The following is a 13,898-nucleotide window of genomic DNA, read 5'->3' on the forward strand; positions in this document are numbered from 1 at the left end:
CGTCGGGCGCATGGGCTCCTCTCCCTTTGAGGCCGCAAGCTTTGACGTTTCGCTCGACGCCGGCTGCGGTATGGGCTTTTCTGCCGTACACAAGGTGCGCGCCGCCGCTTGTAAGGCGCTGGAAGAGGCCATTCTGGCACCGTACGAGGAGCGCGCGAAAACGCTCGAGCTGCCGGCGATTGTAACCAGTGATTCCCGCCCCGCGCCCGAGCACTACCGCGATGAGCCGCAGATCTGCGCCACCGTCACCTCGCTCGAGGCCGCCGAGGCCGCTCGCGCCGAGGGTGCAACGCGCATCTACATGACCACCGACACGCTCGATGCGGCCGAGCTCTCCCCCGCCGATGCATTTGAGCAGGGCATCGTACCCGTGCTCGACGAGGTCTGCCGCGCCGTTGACCACGTACGCGTCGACCCGTGGGTTGTTGCCGGCGCCACGGTCGCTATTGGCAACATCTCTGAGCTTGCCCTGGCCGCCCAGGTTGGCGCCACGGCCGAGATTCGCTCTTGTCTGCCGGTGCACAACACGCCCTGCATGGAGGCGCTTGCCGAGCGCGGAGCCGGTGCGTTTTGGCTCTCGCCCGAGATCACGCTCGACGAGATTGTCTCGCTCGGCGCCGCCGCGCCCGCGGCTCTGGGCATCACTGTGTTCGGCCGCCCGCGCGTTATGACGAGTGAGCACTGCATCCTGCAGGTGGCCAATGGCTGCATCCACGATTGCGCTAACTGCCGCCTGCGCGCCCGCAAGCTGTCACTCAAGAATATCGACGGCAAGGTCATGCCCGTACGCACCGACATCCATGGCCGCTCTCGCCTGTACGACGCCTACCCCATCGACCTCACGCCGCAGGTTCCTCAGCTGCTCGATGCCGGCGTGCGTCGTCTCATGGTGGACGGAACGCTGCTCGAGACGGATGAGGTGGGCCGTGCCGTCGCCCGCGTCCGTCGTGCCGTCGAGGCCGCGCAGGCCGGCCGCAAGCCCGCCGCCCGTCTGCGCGGGGCGACCTCGGGCTGCATGTTTGCGGGAATCAGCTAACCGAAAGGCTTACACGTGAACGAAGAACCTCAAGTCCTCTACTGCGACGCCTGGCTCATGGCCATCGACAAGCCCGCCGGCATGATCGTCCACGGCGACGGCACCGGCGAGCGCACGCTCACCGACTACGCCAGCGACCTGCTGCTGGCGATGGGCGACGGCTTTGCCGCGACCGACATGCAGCCGCTCAACCGCCTGGACCGCGACACCACCGGCGTGGTGTTGTTCTCGCTCGACAAGCAGACGCAGCCCGCCTTTGACCAGATGGTGATCGACCACGCTTTCGAAAAGCACTATCTGGCGCTCGCCGAGGGCAAAATCGACTGGAACGAAAAGCTCATCGACAAGCCCATCGCCCGCGACCGTCACGACAGCCGCAAGATGCGCGTCGGCGCCAGCGGCAAGCCGTCTCAGACGCGCGTCAAGGTGCTCAAGCGTCTTAAGAGTCGCCGTGGCCTGCCCACGCGCTCGTATATCGATGTCGAGTTGCTCACCGGCCGCAAGCACCAAATCCGCGTGCATCTGGCGAGCGAGCGTCATCCCCTGGTTGGCGACGACCTGTACGGAACGCCGCGCCCCTGTGGCCTGATGCTCCACGCCCACAGCGTGTCCTTTACGCATCCCGTAACCGGCGAGCACATCCACATCGAAGCCCCCTGCCCCTGGGAGCCCTAAACCACCACAATGGGGACAGGCACCTTCGTGGTGGTTTTGCCCCAATGGCTCAGCCGCGGTCCCAAAACGTCTCGATCTGTAACAGTTAGAACCCATTTTCCGGTCTATCTGTTACAGATCGAGACATTCGAATCCCCCTCAAGGGAAAATCTCAATCTGTAACAATAACTCGTCAAAATCGGTCCCAGATGTTACAGATCGAGACAAAGGGACGGCAAGGTTCGGAAGCATCTCAATCTGTAACACCTAGCCCACTTTTAACGGTCTAGTTGTTACAGATTTAGACAAAACGGCAGACAACAAAAGCGGCATCGCCCATCGAGGGTGTTGCCGCTTTTCTATTGAGGAACCTAAATGGTTTTGACCTTGCCCTGTCGCTAGACCGTGATGACGTTATCCATCGCCCGATACTTGGCGGGGACCTCACCTGCGGTAATGATCGTTGCGTCGCGGAAGTCCGCAAACTTGACGGGCGCCACCATGCCAAATTTGCTGGCGTCCGAGATTACGAAGCGTTTGGCGGTATGGCGCATCGAGATACGCTTGACCTGCGCTTCCTCGATATCCGGTGTGGTGAGACCTTGCTCGGCGGCGATGCCATTGGAACCCCAAAAACCGCAGTTGAAGTTATAGCGGTCCAGGGTTGCCAAGGCATCGGGGCCAACGAGTGCTTCGGTCTCGGGCTTGAGCTCGCCGCCCAGCACCACGGTGCGCATGCCGCGCAGAGCGAGGTGCTGAGCATGGAGCACGGAATCGGTCACATAGGTGACGCCCTCAAGGCGCGGAAGATGCTCGATGAGCCTAAGCGTCGTCGAACCTGAATCGATGTACACAAAGCTCTCGGGCTCCACAAGCGCCGCCGCACGGGCGCAGATGCGCTCCTTGTCATCATTATGGAGATCGCTGCGCTCATTGAGCGTTAGGTCGCGCGTCACGTGCGCGCGCTCCAGACTTGTCGCGCCTCCGTGCACCTTGGCGATACGGTGCGCGCGGTCGAGCGTTTGCAAGTCACGGCGAATGGTGGACGGTGTCACGCCCAGGGCTTCGGCAAGTTCCGGTACGGTGACCGAGCCGGTCTGCTGTACCATCGACACAATCGCGTTGAGCCTATCTTCCGCAAGCATCGCTTACTCCTCCTCGGGGTACACGACTCCCCAATCGGCGCGGAGCTTGGTCATAAGCTCCATAACATCGGAAGCATAGCCCAGAAGCTCGCGCTTCGAATCATCGCCGGCAACGGCCTTCTCCAGGTCGGCCATCTCGTAGCACAGAGCGTATGCCTCGGTGCCAGCGTGGACCTCCTCACGGTGACCGTCTGCAGTCCACACGATGGTTGCATGGTCGGCGCGCGGATAATCGTTGACCTCGATATAGCACTTATCGAAACTGATGACCGAGCGCTTGGGCTGTTTGGAGTGGAGCGTAAGGCTCACGACGCCCAGCTGCTGCTCAGCATTACGGCAGACAATGCCACCCGCGACGTCAACGCCAGTCTCGCAGGTATTGCCCAGAGACACGACCTCGGCTGGCTGGCTGGCCATAAACAGGCGCATGACGGACAGGGCATACACGCCAATGTCGAGCATGGCGCCGCCGGCAAGGCTACGGTTGTAGAAGCGGTTGGTCAGGTCGCCGTACTCCTTATAGCTGCCAAAGTTGAGCTGAGCGAGATTCATGCGGCCGAACTCGCCAGCATCCATGCGACGGCGCAGCTCCTGATACAGCGGCATGTGAAGCACCGTGGTGGCGTCCATAAGGACCACGTTATGCTCGTCGGCGATGGCACGGGCCTCGTCGAGCTCGGCGGAGTTGAGGGTAATGGCCTTTTCGCAGAGCACGTGCTTGCCGGCGGCCAGCGCGGCACGCAGATAGGTGATATGCGTGTTGTGCGGCGTGGTGATATAGACGGCATCGATGTCTGGATCGGCGTAGAGGTCCTCAATCGTCTCGTACACCTTCTCGACGCCATACTGCTCGGCAAAAGCCTGGGCCTTGGACAGCGTACGGTTGGCGACACCCGCGAGCTTGCGGCCGGCCAGAGCGAGGGACTGGGCCATTTGGTTGGCGATAACGCCGCACCCGATCACGGCCCAGCGGAGCTCGGGGGCCGTAAAGATATCATCGGGGAACGGCTGATCCTGGACCGAGGCAAACGCCGCCTTTGCGGCTGCCTCGGCGTCGAGCGGAGCCTGTTTGGAATCTGCCATATGTGCCTCCTGAATCATCGGAAGTTCTTCATTTCCAACAGCCCTATATTCGCACAAATGCGCGCGCATTTGCTCGTATTTGCGTGTTTATTTGCTTGTCGGTCATTATTTAGCCATAGTTAGCAGATATTTGCGCGGCCATGCGAATCATCGCGCAAGACTCTGCGCGTAAATGCGCATGCGACAATCCTTGTGAAACATATAGGGGCGGAGCACCAAAGCCCTAAAGACAGAGCCAGCTGTATTACTTCACCCCTCTGGGGACACCAGACATCGAAGGACTGTCCCTAGGTGCCGCTTTCGTTGAAGCCTATCCTAGATGGCCAGATATACAGATCTAAAGACCGTCCCTATCAACTAGTCATTTAAGTCTGTCCCCAATGACTGCCAATCAAGGCCACTCATTTAAGTCTGTCCCCAATGAGTGGGGATAGAAAAAGGCCCGGATGCCGTGGGGCATCCGGGCCTTTGCTAGCAACTTGATGTTGCGGGCAGCTTAGAACTTGTGGCCGCACTTCTTGCAGACGCGCAGCTTGTTCTTGCCGTCCTTCTCGTGACCGACGCGGGTAACCTTACCGCACTCGGGGCAGACGAGATTGACGTTGGAGGCGTCGATGGGAGCCTCCTGCGAAACGATGCCGCCCTGCTGGTTGGCAGCGTTGGGCTTGACGGCCTTCTTGACGACCGAAACGCCCTCGACAACGACCTTGTTCTCGGCGGGGAGAGCACGCAGGACAACGCCCTGCTTGCCGCGATCCTTACCAGAGAGAACCTGGACCTTATCGCCCTTCTTGATATACATATATCTCCCCTAACTACAGGGTCTCGGGAGCGAGCGAGACGATCTTCATGTACTTCTTGTCACGAAGCTCGCGAGCGACGGGCCCGAAGATACGGGTGCCGACGGGCGAACCATCGTTGTTGATGACAACGCAGGCGTTCTCATCAAAGCGAATGTAGGAGCCATCCTTGCGGCGGATCTCCTTAACGGTGCGAACGACGACGCAACGGACAACGTCCTTCTTCTTGACGTTGGCGCCAGGGGTAGCCTCCTGGACAGCACCGATGAACACATCGCCGATGCCTGCATAACGACGCTTGGAACCGCCAAGCACCTTGATGCAGCGAATCTTGCGAGCGCCGGAGTTGTCGGCGACGTTCAGCATGGTTTGCATCTGAATCATGGTAGATGTTCCTCCGAACTAAGAACCGAAGAGAGGTGCGCAGCCTTTAGACGGCCTGTGGTATGCAAACCAGGCATACGCACATCTTCGGAAACGTACAAGTCGTAAGAGCGACTGCTTATTTAGCGCGCTCGACGACCTCGATGAGGCGCCAACGCTTCATCTTGGACATAGGACGGGTCTCCATAACGCGGACGGTATCGCCCACGCCAGCCGTGCACTCCTCGTCGTGAGCGTGCAGCTTCTTGGAGCTGGTCATCATCTTGCCGTACTTGGGGTGACGCTTGCGCTCGGTGATGGTGACGACAATGGTCTTGGCACCGGAGACGGAGGTAACGACACCCGTACGGACCTTACGCGAGTTACGCGAATCAGTCATGTTCTCTCCTTAGGTCCTACTCGGCGACAGCGGACTTCTCCGCTGCGATCTCGCGGGCGCGCTGCTCCGTGAGGACGCGAGCAATGTCCTTCTTCACGGTGTTGACGCGAGCGGTGTTGTCCAGCTGGCTGGTGGCCATCTGGAAACGAAGGTTAAAGAGCTCGGCGCGCATTTCCTTCAGCTTCTCAACGAGCTGAGCGTCCGAGAGCTCACGAATCTCTGCGGGCTTCATTAGTTCTCCTCCTTGGCGGCGGCGGCGTCCTCAGCAGCCCACTTGGCCTCGAGAGCGGCCTCCTCAGCCATCTCCTTCTCGATGCGCTGCTCAGCGTTCTTAGCAGCAACAATCTTGGTCTTGATGGGAAGCTTGTGCTGTGCAAGACGCAGAGCCTCGCGAGCGACCTCCTCGGGCACGCCCTTGACCTCGAACATGATGCGGCCGGGCTTGACGACGGCCACCCACTCCTCGGGGTTACCCTTACCAGAACCCATGCGAGTCTCGGCAGGCTTCTTGGTGATGGGCTTATCGGGGAAGATCGTGATGTAGACACGACCGCCACGCTTCATGTAGCGGGTCATGGCAATACGAGCGGCCTCGATCTGACGGTTGGTGATCCAATGGGCCTCGAGAGCCTGGATACCAAACTCGCCGAAATGCAGCTCGGTATTACCCTTGGCCTGGCCCTTCATGGAGCCACGCTGCACCTTGCGGTGAAGAATACGCTTAGGGGCAAGCACTACTGACCCCTCCTCTCGGAGTTACGACGACGAGGACGGGAAGAGCCCTCGAGTGCAGGGTTGGGAACAGGCTGGCCCGGGAGCTTCTCGCCTAGGTAGATCCAGACCTTCACGCCGCAAGCGCCCATAGTGGTGCTGGCGACAGCCGTGCCGTAGTCGATCTTGGCACGGAGGGTGTGCAGAGGCACGCGACCCTCGCGGTACCACTCACGACGGCCCATCTCGGCACCGCCGAGACGACCGGAGCACTGGATACGGATGCCCTTAGCGCCGGCCTTGCGGGCAGACTGGACAGCCTTGCGCATAGCGCGACGGAAGGCAACGCGGCCCTCGAGCTGCTCGGCGATAGACTGAGCAACGAGGTTGGCGTCGAGCTCGGGGCGCTTGACCTCGACAACGTCGACGGAGAGCTGGCCCTTGGAGACGCCAGCGACCTTCTCGAGCTCGGTACGGAGAGTATCGATCTCGGCACCCTTCTTACCGATGACAACGCCGGGGCGAGCGGTGAGGATGATGACCTTCACCTTGTCGCCAGCGCGCTCGATCTCGACGCGGGAGACAGCTGCGCGGGAAAGACGCTTCTCGAGGTACTTGCGAATCTCGAGATCGTTACCGAGGGTCTTAGCGTAATCCTTCTCTGCGAACCAGCGGGAGCGCCAGTTCTCGGTAATGCCAAGACGGAAGCCGGTGGGGTAGACTTTCTGACCCATACAGCTTTACGCCTCCTTTCGAGGAGCAACGACGACGGTGATGTGGGAAGTACGCTTCAGAATGCGAGAAGCGGAACCCTTGGCGCGGGGACGGATGCGCTTAAGCGTCGGACCCTCGTCAACATAGGCAGCGGCGACAACCAGGTTGTCGGCACGCAGACCGTTGTTGTTCTCGGCGTTCGCAACGGCGGAACGGAGAACCTTCTCGACATCCACGGCGACGGCGCGGTCGCAGAAGTGGAGGATGTCGAAGGCCTGAGCGACAGGCTTGCGGCGGATCAGATCGACCACCAGGCGGGCCTTGCTGGGGGAAACACGCACGTACTTAGCGACGGCGCGAACCTCGGTGGCCTCAGTTTCAATAGACTTAGTTGCCATTTACGGTTAACCCCCTATTTGGCCTTGTGGCCACGGAACGTACGAGTCGGCGCGAACTCGCCGAGCTTGTGACCAACCATGGACTCGGTAACATACACGGGCACATGCTTGCGGCCGTCGTGGACGGCGATGGTGTGACCAACCATCTCGGGGAAGATGGTGGACGCGCGGGACCAGGTCTTCACGACGTCCTTCTTGCCAGCCTCGTTCATCGCGGTGATACGCGAGAGAAGGCGAGTCTCCACGAACGGGCCCTTTTTGAGACTTCTGCTCATAAGTGCTTTCTCCTAAAACTCGGTATCCGAAATTACTTCTTACGGCGACGAATGATGTGCTGGTTCGAGACCTTCTTCTTCTTGCGCGTACGAAGGCCCTTCGTCGGCTTACCCCAGGGGGTAACGGAGGGACGACCAGAGGTGTGGTTCTTGCCCTCGCCACCGCCGTGCGGGTGGTCGACAGGGTTCATGACGGTACCGCGGACGGTCGGGCGCACGTTCATGTGACGCTTACGGCCGGCCTTGCCGATGACGATGTTGGAGTGATCGGCGTTGCCGACCTCACCGACGGTGGCGCGGCAGGTAACGAGGATGCGGCGCATCTCGGAGGAAGGCATACGGACGATAGCGTACTTGCCCTCCTTACCCATCAGCTGGCAGGAGTTACCGGCGGAACGGGCGATAGCAGCGCCCTTGCCCGGCTGGAACTCGACGGCGTGGATGAGCGTACCGACGGGGATGTCGGCGAGGGGCAGAGCGTTGCCCGGCTTGATGTCGGCGTCAGAACCGGACATGATGGTCTGACCGACCTCGAGGCCCTTGGGGGCCAGGATGTAGCGCTTCTCACCGTCAGCGTAGTGCAGCAGAGCGATGCGAGCGGAACGGTTCGGATCGTACTCGATCGTGGCAACCTTGGCGGGCACGCCGTCCTTGTTGCGCTTGAAGTCGATCACGCGGTAACGACGCTTCACGCCGCCGCCCTGGTGGCGGGTGGTGATACGGCCGTTGTTGTTACGACCGGCCTTCTTGGGCAGGGGCTCGAGAAGAGACTTCTCGGGCTTGGTGCAGGTGATCTCGGAGAAATCGGAGATCGTCTGCCAACGCCTACCAGCGGAGGTCGGCTTAAGGTGCTTTACAGCCATTACAATCCCTTTCAATAGGAATCCGTTAGCCATCGCAGACAGGGATTCGAGGTTCTGCCTCGGGTGCGATGACACCGGACGTATACACGGTTCCGGGCGTGTCCATTTTATACGCCCAAAACCTTGAGCTCTCGCCTCCCCTATTTGGGAGGCATGAGCTCACTCAACAGCAGCGAGTCTTAGGCCTGGTTGCCAAAGACCTCGATGGTGTCGCCCTCGGCCAGCGTGACGATGGCCTTCTTCCAAGAACGGGTCTTGCCGGCGACATAGCGCACGCGCTTGGTCTTGGGCTTGACCGTCAGGGTGTTCACGCGAACGACCTTGACGCCGAAGATCTCCTCGACAGCGTCCTTGATCTGATACTTGTTAGCATCCTTGGCGACCTCGAACGTGTACTTGTTCAGCTCCATGCCGGAGAAGGAACGCTCGGACACGATCGGACGGATGATGATCTCGTGGGCGGTCATTTATGCAAGCACCTCCCCGAAGTGAGCGGCGATGTCGGCGGGCATCAGCACAGCGTTGTTGTTGACGAGATCGTAGGTGTTGGCCTCGTCGGCAGTGATGATGAACGTCTTGGGAATGTTGCGGAACGACAGGTAGGCGTTGACGTCCTCATCGCGAACGATGATGGTCAGACGCTTGCGCTCAAGGCCGAGAGCCTTGAGCATGGCGACGGCAGCCTTGGTGGAAGGCTTCTCGAAGCCGTAGTCGTCGACGAGCACGAGCTCGCCATCGGCCAGCTTGGCGGACAGCGCGGAGCGCATAGCCAGCTTGACCTCCTTGTTGTTCATACGCTTAGCGTAAGAACGGGGCTTGGGGGCGAAGACAACGCCACCGTGACGCCACTGGGCAGCACGGATGGAACCCTGGCGGGCACGGCCGGTGCCCTTCTGACGCCAAGGCTTCTTGCCGCCACCGGAAACCTCAGAGCGGCCCTTAGCGGACTGGGTGCCCTGACGCCAAGAGGCCATCTGGCACTTGACGATGTGGTGCATAACGTGGATGTTCGGCTCGATGCCGTACACCTCAGCGGCGAGCTCGGCCTCGGCGACCTTCTTGCCCTCGCTGTTCTTTACTTCAAACTTTGCCATTTAAGTGTTCTCCTTGGTATGACGCTGGGCTAAATGGGCTGGGCCCTTAGGCCATACGGATGGCGACGAGACCATTCTTGGCACCCGGGACAGCGCCCTTGACCAAGATGAGGTTCTGCTCGGCATCGATGCGGACAACGGAAAGGTTCTTGACGGTAACGCGCTCGTTACCCATGTGACCGGCCATCTTGACGCCCTTGAGGACGCGCGCAGGATAGGCGCACTGACCGATAGAACCGGGGTGACGCTGGAAGTGAGAACCATGCGTCATAGGACCGCGGCGCTGACCCCAGCGCTTGATGCGACCCTGGAAGCCCTTACCCTTGGAGGTACCGATGACGTCGACCTTCTCGACATCAGCGAAATCAGCGACGGTGACGACCTCGCCGACCTTGTGCTCCTCGCCGTTCTCGACGCGGACCTCACGAAGGAAACGGACAGGCTCGACGCCAGCCTTGGCGAAGTGACCAGCCATGGGCTTGTTCACGTTCTTGGCCTTGATGTCGCCGAAACCGATCTGGACGGCGTCATAGCCGTCGGTTGCCTGAGTTTTAACCTGCGAGACAGCGCAGGGGCCAGCCTGGATGACCGTGACGGGAACGACGTTGTCGTCCTCGTCCCAAACCTGGGTCATGCCAATCTTGCGGCCGAGAATCATGCTGATCAAGATATGATCCCAACTCTCGCGTGGTCTTGGGACAATGCGTACACCACCGAGCGTACGCCCCTAGAGGACCACTACTTACACGACGTGCTCCCCAGCCTTGTATTGCGTCCGGACTACCTGACAACCCTATTAAGCAGGCATTTTGTCCAGCCAGAATACTCCCCTGGTTACACACAGTTGTTTAGTATACACGGCTGCGGGCGTATCCATCGAGATTCATATTTCACTCACATTGTTTACGCAGGTAAAGTGCGTGGAGTCGCCTGGGCTTGGCAGAGGGGCGGCGAAATATATTAAGTTTGCTGCTCTACAGTCCTGCGCAAGACGGAAAGCACATTAAGTGCTTTCCTTTGCGTGCGGAACTCGCGACAAACTTAATATATTTCGCCGCCCCTCTGCCAAGCTCGGGAGACGACACGTTGATGTCTGCTTAACTCTGCTCGCTCAGCTAATTTCTTTGTTGGGGGTCCACTATTTGCTGGAGAGTGAACTTGCATTGCATTGGCTCGCCCTCTGCTTGTAGTTTTTCCTCGTCAAAATCGAAGATCATGATGGCGCAGTTGGGGAGTTTTGTTGGGAGCTCGAAGCCCTCTGGGGCTGCAGCCTTGATGAATTGGCGGCTGGCGCTGCCGTGGCTTACTGCTAGGAGGGTTTCGATGCCCTCGGCTCCCATGAGATTGGTGAGGGTGCCTACCATGCGTTCTTGCAGCGCGCGGTTCCCTTCTCCTCCAAAGGGGACCAAATCCTCACCCGGATCCCAGACGTCGGTAGGCAATGCGTCGTGGGGGCCTTCTTCGAAGGTGCCGTAGCAGCGCTCAATGATGCCTTCGCAGGGCTCGACTGCTGCGTCCGGGCCAAGGAGTTCGGTTGCGACGAGCCGAGCTGTGTCCATGGCTCGGCCTAAGGGTGAAGAGACCACTTTGTCGGGAACGACGTTGTGAGATTTGATCCATGTAGCTGCCATCCCGGCTTGCTGACGGCCTAAGTCGGTGAGCGGTGAGTCGCAGCGGCCCTGGACCAGCTTTTTGACGTTGAATTCCGTCTGGCCGTGGCGGAGTAGATATAGACGCTTCATGCTCTCCCCTTCTGTATAACTTGCTTTGCCGGCACAGCCCTACTCGTGGGTATGTCCTACGTAGTCTTCGTCGATCGTAATCTTGGCAATCGACTTGGGGTATTCCGATTCGACCCTCTGGGCCAACGCGTGCTTCAGGTCCTCGGCGTCCATGCCCATATCCGAGGGACGCACGCAGTCAAAGATCACGTTGGTGTGCGTAGGACCCGGCACACAGCGCAGATCGTGAATCGAAAGGCGGCTATCGATCTGTTGGGCCATGGCGTTAATGCGTAAACGCATGCTCGCCACCTTTGGATCGTCGGTCACGATGGGATCGTAATGGAGCGTGACGATCATGCCGTCCTCGTCCCTAAACGCCTGCTCGATGTTATCGAGCGTGTCGTGACTTTCCAGCGGGCTGGCCTCGGCCGCCATCTCGGCATGTGCGCTTGCAAACTTCCTGCCCGGACCGTAATCGTGAACCATCAAATCGTGAACGCCCAAAACGCCGGGGTAGCTCATGATCTTGTCTCGAATGTGCTTGACCAACTTAGGATCGGGCGTCTGGCCCAAAAGCGGGCTCACCGTATCCTGGATGAGTTCAAAACCGCTCCAGCCAATATAGGCGCCAACGGCAAGGCCGACCCATGCGTCAAGATTGATGTGCGTCATCTGCGAAACAATTGCGCACGCTAGCACGGCGCCCGTGGCAAGAACATCGTTCTTGGAATCTTGCGCGGTCGCATGCAGCGTCTCGGACTCAATGCGATCGCCGAGCTTTTGGTTGAGGGCCGCCATCCAGAGCTTTACGACCATCGAAAGCGCTAGAACTGCCACCAGGGCAAGCGAGAACTCGACAGGTTCGGGGTGGATGACGCGCTCAACCGAGGACTTCACCAGCTCAACGCCAATCAGCAGCACGAGCGCCGCCACGACCAATCCCGAGAGATACTCATAGCGACCGTGGCCGTAAGGATGCTCGGGGTCGGCCGGCTTGCTCGCCAGCTTAAAGCCCAGCACGCTCACGATATTCGAACTAGCATCGGACAGGTTGTTCATGGCATCCGCCACGATCGAAACCGATCCCGACAGCACACCAATTGCGCCCTTCGCAGCACAAAGCGCCACATTGGCGACAATACACACCATGCCCGCTAACGTGCCCACACGCGCACGATCGCCCTGCGCGCGCTTAACTATCCACTCGACCATCTGCATCCGCCCCCACGGTACTACCTATATATCTATTGCTCAAACGGATTGTAGTGTAGCCACTTTGTCCTCAAGATACAAAAAGGCCGCAGCCCACACGGGCCACGGCCTTGGAATGTGACAAAGGAATCGTCCTTTTGTCGCACAGGTTTATGCGCTTACCTCAGCAGCGCTCGCCACTGTTTCGGACGAATCGGCTCCGTCCCCCGTCGTCTGCCCCTTCGTCGGCACCACACCAAAGCAGTAGCTCAGCGCCGCAGACATCGCGAATGCTACACCACCGGCAGCGCAGCACCACAGCAGGTTCGAGATGCCGCCCGTGGCAAAGCCAATGACCATGAGGACATTCGTCATGCCGATGGTATAGGCCGTAACGTGGCCCACGGCCGCAACAAGGCCTCCGACGGCGCCGCCAATGGCCATGCACGTCAGGCACCTGCCATATTTAAAGCCGCAACCGTACAGCGCCGGCTCGCTTACGCCACCAAGCACACCCGAGATCGAATAGCCCAGCATGAGCGCCTTCTCGTCCTTATCCGCAACGCGAAGCGACGCGCCAAAGGGCATGCCCCAAACGGCGAACGTTGCCATCGTCGCGGCGATCAGGATGCACGAATCCGTTCCCACACTCATAAACTGCGCATAGGCGAGCGATAGGACGACGTTGCTGACGCCCGCGATCTTTAGGAACTCCCAGCCTGCGGCAAGCCCCATGAGCGTGAGCAGCGACACAATGCCACCGGAATTGCCAAGCATAAACATAAGCTGGCCCAACAGCATGCCCAGATAGCTGCCCGCCGGCGCCGTAATGCACAGCGAAACCGGAACCATGACAAGCAAGGTCGCAAACGGAACAAACGAAAACGCCACGGCCTTAGGGATAACGCGCTTAAAGAAACACTCCACTCGCCATAGCACGGGCACCGAGATGAGAACCGGAATAACAGTCGTCGTGTAATCGTTGACCGGCGCAGGAAGCAGACCATACACGGAAGTCATCGATGCCCCCGTCGTCGATGCGGCATCGACAAGCTTGAGTAAATCGGGTGCAATCAATACGCCGCCCAGCATCATGCCCAGCTGCTCCGAGCAACCGAGCTGGCGGGCGGCCGCCCAACCAAGATAAATGGGCAAAAAGTAGTAGCCGGCGTTATAGAGCCAACTGTAGAACAGGCGATAGATATCGGAATCGGCAGACCACAGGCCCAGCATGCCTTCGCCCATAATGACAGCGACGGTGCGGAACAACGCCGCGCAGACAATAAACGGCAGCGCCGACATCATGCTTTTGGACAGATAGTCCACCACGGCCATGGCGTTTGATGAAACCGACGTTGTAAACGAGGTGTTAGAAACTTGTAGCATGGAACGCCTTTCCCAATATGACATGCGGGCTGTCCCTTTGTCACATCGTGCGGTATCGACC

Annotated in this window: 18 protein-coding genes and 1 pseudogene; 2 read left to right on the forward strand and 17 right to left on the reverse strand. The window is 59.5% G+C overall.

Annotated features, from left to right (window positions below; genetic code table 11):
* Both AB5758_RS03765 and AB5758_RS03770 read left to right on the forward strand, forming a co-directional pair.
* The coding region (locus AB5758_RS03765) for a U32 family peptidase (RefSeq protein ID WP_368155382.1) at positions 1-1,036 on the forward strand (1,036 nt) is incomplete at its 5' end.
* Between the two features lie 15 nt (positions 1,037-1,051).
* Positions 1,052-1,711, forward strand: a complete 660-nt coding sequence (locus tag AB5758_RS03770; protein ID WP_233509079.1) for an RluA family pseudouridine synthase — start codon at positions 1,052-1,054, stop codon at positions 1,709-1,711.
* 377 nt (positions 1,712-2,088) lie between these two features.
* Here AB5758_RS03770 and AB5758_RS03775 read toward each other — a convergent pair whose 3' ends face one another.
* From AB5758_RS03775 to AB5758_RS03855, 17 genes and pseudogenes are all read right to left on the reverse strand, one after another.
* Entirely contained in the window at positions 2,089-2,835 is a 747-nt protein-coding gene (locus tag AB5758_RS03775) for a DeoR/GlpR family DNA-binding transcription regulator (RefSeq protein WP_195245977.1), read from the reverse strand.
* Positions 2,836-2,838: 3 nt separating this feature from the next.
* Entirely contained in the window at positions 2,839-3,918 is a 1,080-nt protein-coding gene (locus tag AB5758_RS03780) for a Gfo/Idh/MocA family protein (RefSeq protein WP_195245976.1), read from the reverse strand.
* A gap of 496 nt (positions 3,919-4,414) precedes the next feature.
* Entirely contained in the window at positions 4,415-4,720 is a 306-nt protein-coding gene (rplX, locus tag AB5758_RS03785) for a 50S ribosomal protein L24 (protein WP_006235043.1), read from the reverse strand.
* 13 nt (positions 4,721-4,733) lie between these two features.
* Positions 4,734-5,102 carry a 50S ribosomal protein L14 gene (gene rplN, locus AB5758_RS03790; RefSeq protein ID WP_006235041.1) on the reverse strand — a complete coding sequence of 123 codons (369 nt, stop codon included), beginning with the start codon at positions 5,100-5,102 and terminating at the stop codon, positions 4,734-4,736.
* Positions 5,103-5,220: 118 nt separating this feature from the next.
* Positions 5,221-5,481: a 30S ribosomal protein S17 gene (gene rpsQ / locus AB5758_RS03795; protein WP_006235040.1), complete on the reverse strand. Its 261-nt coding sequence runs from the start codon at positions 5,479-5,481 to the stop codon at positions 5,221-5,223.
* A gap of 16 nt (positions 5,482-5,497) precedes the next feature.
* Entirely contained in the window at positions 5,498-5,713 is a 216-nt protein-coding gene (gene rpmC, locus AB5758_RS03800; RefSeq protein WP_006235039.1) for a 50S ribosomal protein L29, read from the reverse strand.
* 86 nt (positions 5,714-5,799) lie between these two features.
* Positions 5,800-6,216, reverse strand: a pseudogene (gene rplP, locus AB5758_RS03805) (50S ribosomal protein L16); the annotation flags it as partial.
* On the reverse strand, positions 6,216-6,926 hold the full coding sequence (gene rpsC / locus AB5758_RS03810; RefSeq protein WP_138374781.1) for a 30S ribosomal protein S3: 711 nt from the start codon (positions 6,924-6,926) through the stop codon (positions 6,216-6,218). The gene rpsC and the pseudogene rplP, both read right to left, overlap by 1 nt.
* A 6-nt stretch (positions 6,927-6,932) precedes the next feature.
* Positions 6,933-7,304 carry a 50S ribosomal protein L22 gene (rplV, locus tag AB5758_RS03815; RefSeq protein ID WP_006235036.1) on the reverse strand — a complete coding sequence of 124 codons (372 nt, stop codon included), beginning with the start codon at positions 7,302-7,304 and terminating at the stop codon, positions 6,933-6,935.
* 14 nt (positions 7,305-7,318) lie between these two features.
* Positions 7,319-7,579 carry a 30S ribosomal protein S19 gene (gene rpsS, locus AB5758_RS03820; protein WP_006235035.1) on the reverse strand — a complete coding sequence of 87 codons (261 nt, stop codon included), beginning with the start codon at positions 7,577-7,579 and terminating at the stop codon, positions 7,319-7,321.
* A 32-nt stretch (positions 7,580-7,611) separates the two neighbouring features.
* Positions 7,612-8,442, reverse strand: coding sequence for a 50S ribosomal protein L2 (rplB, locus tag AB5758_RS03825; RefSeq protein ID WP_022094198.1), 831 nt, complete (start codon positions 8,440-8,442; stop codon positions 7,612-7,614).
* A gap of 179 nt (positions 8,443-8,621) precedes the next feature.
* Positions 8,622-8,909, reverse strand: a complete 288-nt coding sequence (rplW, locus tag AB5758_RS03830; RefSeq protein ID WP_022094197.1) for a 50S ribosomal protein L23 — start codon at positions 8,907-8,909, stop codon at positions 8,622-8,624.
* On the reverse strand, positions 8,910-9,536 hold the full coding sequence (gene rplD, locus AB5758_RS03835) for a 50S ribosomal protein L4 (RefSeq protein WP_368141258.1): 627 nt from the start codon (positions 9,534-9,536) through the stop codon (positions 8,910-8,912).
* Between the two features lie 46 nt (positions 9,537-9,582).
* Positions 9,583-10,203: a 50S ribosomal protein L3 gene (rplC, locus tag AB5758_RS03840; protein WP_035137484.1), complete on the reverse strand. Its 621-nt coding sequence runs from the start codon at positions 10,201-10,203 to the stop codon at positions 9,583-9,585.
* Between the two features lie 448 nt (positions 10,204-10,651).
* Positions 10,652-11,278: a histidine phosphatase family protein gene (locus tag AB5758_RS03845; RefSeq protein WP_138374780.1), complete on the reverse strand. Its 627-nt coding sequence runs from the start codon at positions 11,276-11,278 to the stop codon at positions 10,652-10,654.
* Between the two features lie 39 nt (positions 11,279-11,317).
* The gene (locus tag AB5758_RS03850; protein ID WP_229025915.1) at positions 11,318-12,472 is read right to left on the reverse strand and encodes a cation diffusion facilitator family transporter; all 1,155 of its coding nucleotides are present in this window, start codon (positions 12,470-12,472) and stop codon (positions 11,318-11,320) included.
* A 150-nt stretch (positions 12,473-12,622) separates the two neighbouring features.
* A complete protein-coding gene (locus AB5758_RS03855) occupies positions 12,623-13,786 on the reverse strand; it encodes a PTS sugar transporter subunit IIC (RefSeq protein WP_368155383.1) in 1,164 nt (387 codons plus the stop codon).
* Positions 13,787-13,898 lie beyond the last annotated feature (112 nt).

Origin of the sequence: Collinsella aerofaciens (genome assembly GCF_040926405.1) — a bacterium.
In the GTDB taxonomy this organism is placed as follows: domain Bacteria; phylum Actinomycetota; class Coriobacteriia; order Coriobacteriales; family Coriobacteriaceae; genus Collinsella.

What these genes read in the sequence shown, in the direction of transcription:
- AB5758_RS03775 (WP_195245977.1), bottom strand. Translation starts at nt 2,835, where the DNA reads ATGCTTGCGGAAGATAGGCTCAACGCGATTGTGTCGATGGTACAGCAG.
- AB5758_RS03780 (WP_195245976.1), bottom strand. Translation starts at nt 3,918, where the DNA reads ATGGCAGATTCCAAACAGGCTCCGCTCGACGCCGAGGCAGCCGCAAAG.
- rplX (WP_006235043.1), bottom strand. Translation starts at nt 4,720, where the DNA reads ATGTATATCAAGAAGGGCGATAAGGTCCAGGTTCTCTCTGGTAAGGAT.
- rplN (WP_006235041.1), bottom strand. Translation starts at nt 5,102, where the DNA reads ATGATTCAGATGCAAACCATGCTGAACGTCGCCGACAACTCCGGCGCT.
- rpsQ (WP_006235040.1), bottom strand. Translation starts at nt 5,481, where the DNA reads ATGACTGATTCGCGTAACTCGCGTAAGGTCCGTACGGGTGTCGTTACC.
- rpmC (WP_006235039.1), bottom strand. Translation starts at nt 5,713, where the DNA reads ATGAAGCCCGCAGAGATTCGTGAGCTCTCGGACGCTCAGCTCGTTGAG.
- rpsC (WP_138374781.1), bottom strand. Translation starts at nt 6,926, where the DNA reads ATGGGTCAGAAAGTCTACCCCACCGGCTTCCGTCTTGGCATTACCGAG.
- rplV (WP_006235036.1), bottom strand. Translation starts at nt 7,304, where the DNA reads ATGGCAACTAAGTCTATTGAAACTGAGGCCACCGAGGTTCGCGCCGTC.
- rpsS (WP_006235035.1), bottom strand. Translation starts at nt 7,579, where the DNA reads ATGAGCAGAAGTCTCAAAAAGGGCCCGTTCGTGGAGACTCGCCTTCTC.
- rplB (WP_022094198.1), bottom strand. Translation starts at nt 8,442, where the DNA reads ATGGCTGTAAAGCACCTTAAGCCGACCTCCGCTGGTAGGCGTTGGCAG.
- rplW (WP_022094197.1), bottom strand. Translation starts at nt 8,909, where the DNA reads ATGACCGCCCACGAGATCATCATCCGTCCGATCGTGTCCGAGCGTTCC.
- rplD (WP_368141258.1), bottom strand. Translation starts at nt 9,536, where the DNA reads ATGGCAAAGTTTGAAGTAAAGAACAGCGAGGGCAAGAAGGTCGCCGAG.
- AB5758_RS03845 (WP_138374780.1), bottom strand. Translation starts at nt 11,278, where the DNA reads ATGAAGCGTCTATATCTACTCCGCCACGGCCAGACGGAATTCAACGTC.
- AB5758_RS03850 (WP_229025915.1), bottom strand. Translation starts at nt 12,472, where the DNA reads ATGGTCGAGTGGATAGTTAAGCGCGCGCAGGGCGATCGTGCGCGTGTG.
- AB5758_RS03855 (WP_368155383.1), bottom strand. Translation starts at nt 13,786, where the DNA reads ATGGCCGTGGTGGACTATCTGTCCAAAAGCATGATGTCGGCGCTGCCG.